This is a genomic window from Pseudomonas sp. BGI-2 (assembly GCF_004310295.1).
In the GTDB taxonomy this organism is placed as follows: Bacteria; Pseudomonadota; Gammaproteobacteria; order Pseudomonadales; family Pseudomonadaceae; genus Aquipseudomonas.
In genome coordinates, this window is record NZ_SISB01000093.1 from 1 (window position 1) to 1,834 (window position 1,834).

General features: G+C 59.9%; 1 protein-coding gene. It reads left to right on the forward strand.

All coding sequences use genetic code 11. The annotated features are described in order from the left end of the window. The first annotated feature begins 379 nt into the window (after positions 1–379). Positions 380–1,747: a group II intron reverse transcriptase/maturase gene (gene ltrA, locus EYC95_RS29980; protein WP_131063531.1), complete on the forward strand. Its 1,368-nt coding sequence runs from the start codon at positions 380–382 to the stop codon at positions 1,745–1,747. Positions 1,748–1,834: the final 87 nt, after the last annotated feature.

The window sequence follows — 1,834 nt, forward strand, 5'->3', positions numbered from 1 at the left end:
TTGTGCGCCCAGCATGGGCGCCATCCTAGAGGTGAAAGTCCTCTCTTGAGCTGGCCACAGCGAATGAAGCGAAGCGCAACTGCATGAGGGCGACCGAGTGTGGGAAGGAAGCGTGGAACGTAAACCGCGAGCCGAGGTACACGAACCGCATCTGAGGCGTCACCGGTCAGGGCGAGCAGCCAAGTGACTGCGAAGCTCTTGTGGCCAAAGTGCCGGGGACGTAAATGCGGCGGTTGTGCGGTGAAGGATGGCGTTCTTACCTGGGGAGATCTCGCCTCATGCCTGAAAGGGCGACGGCGCAAGTCGGAGCGAGAAGTCAGCAGAGGCCGTAGTAGCTGCGTCGCAGCGAAGGGCCGAACGAGAAGGAGTGAGGTTCACCATGGCGATACAACAGGCCTTGCATCAGATGCCCGGGAAATCGGGGCGGGACGGAGCTGCGACGGGTGAAACCCGGCGCGAAGCGTCCAGCGATGAAGCCGGCTGTCCGCGCCATGACCCGAGCCACACGGGGTCAGGGCTTCTGCAAGAAGCCCTGACCAGAGAAAACCTGCAGCTGGCGCTCAAGCGAGTCCGGTCAAATAAAGGTGCTGCGGGCGTTGACGGTCTTGGGATCGATGAGACGGTCGAGCATCTGAAAACGGCTTGGCCCGTCATACGGGCGCAGTTGTTGGCGGGAACGTACCGGCCAAGCCCGGTGCGTAGAGTTCTGATTCCCAAACCAGAGGGAGGCGAGCGCAAGCTGGGCATTCCGACGGTGACGGACAGACTGATCCAGCAGGCGTTGTTGCAGGTTTTGCAGCCTCTGTTGGACCCGGGATTCAGTGATCATAGCTATGGTTTTCGTCCCGGTCGCAGCGCTCACCAAGCGGTACTGGCGGCGCAGCGATACATTCACTTGGGACGGGACATTGTGGTGGACGTCGATCTGGAGCAGTTCTTCGATCGCGTTGACCATGACCTTTTGATCGCTCGACTGAGCAGGAAGGTAACCGACCGAGGGGTTCTGCGTCTGGTCCGGGCCTATCTGAACAGCGGGACGTTGATCGACGGCGTAGTGGTAGCCAGTGAACGAGGGACGCCGCAAGGCGGCCCTCTTTCACCATTGCTGGCCAATGTATTGCTGGACGAGGTGGACAAGGAGTTGGAGCGACGAGGCCACTGCTTCGTCAGGTACGCGGACGATGCGAACGTTTACGTACACAGCCTCAAGGCCGGTCAGCGGGTAATGGCAGTGCTCCGTCGCCTTTATGACCGACTTAGGCTGCAAGTGAACGAGAGCAAGAGCGCGATTGCCAGTGCGTTTGGCCGCAAGTTTCTGGGCTACGGCTTTTGGCTGTCAGCTCAAGGCGAGGTCAAACGCTGGGTGGCAAGCAAAGCGCTGCAGACGTTCAAAAGCCGCATCCGACAGCTGACGTCTCGTAATGGAGGCCGAAGCATGTCGCAAGTGGTGGAAGGTCTGAGACTGTACCTACTGGGTTGGAAAGCGTACTTCGGTTTATCGCAAACCCCTCGCCTCTGGCACCGGTTCGATGAATGGATACGTCGACGACTCAGGGCCATCCAGCTCAAACAATGGAAAACCGGAAGGAGAACGTACCGTGAACTGCGCAAACTTGGAGCAAACCCTGATTTGGCAGCGGCAATAGCCGGCAACAGCCACAGGTTCTGGCACAACAGTGTCGGTCTGATCCATGGAGTGCTTACGGTGGCGTGGTTCGACCGGCTGGGTCTGCCTCGACTCTGCTGACCTCAACTTCTCGAACCGCCCGGTGCGGACCCGCATGCCGGGTGGTGTGGCAGGGGCGCGGCCAGATGGCCGCCTCCTATGCCGATT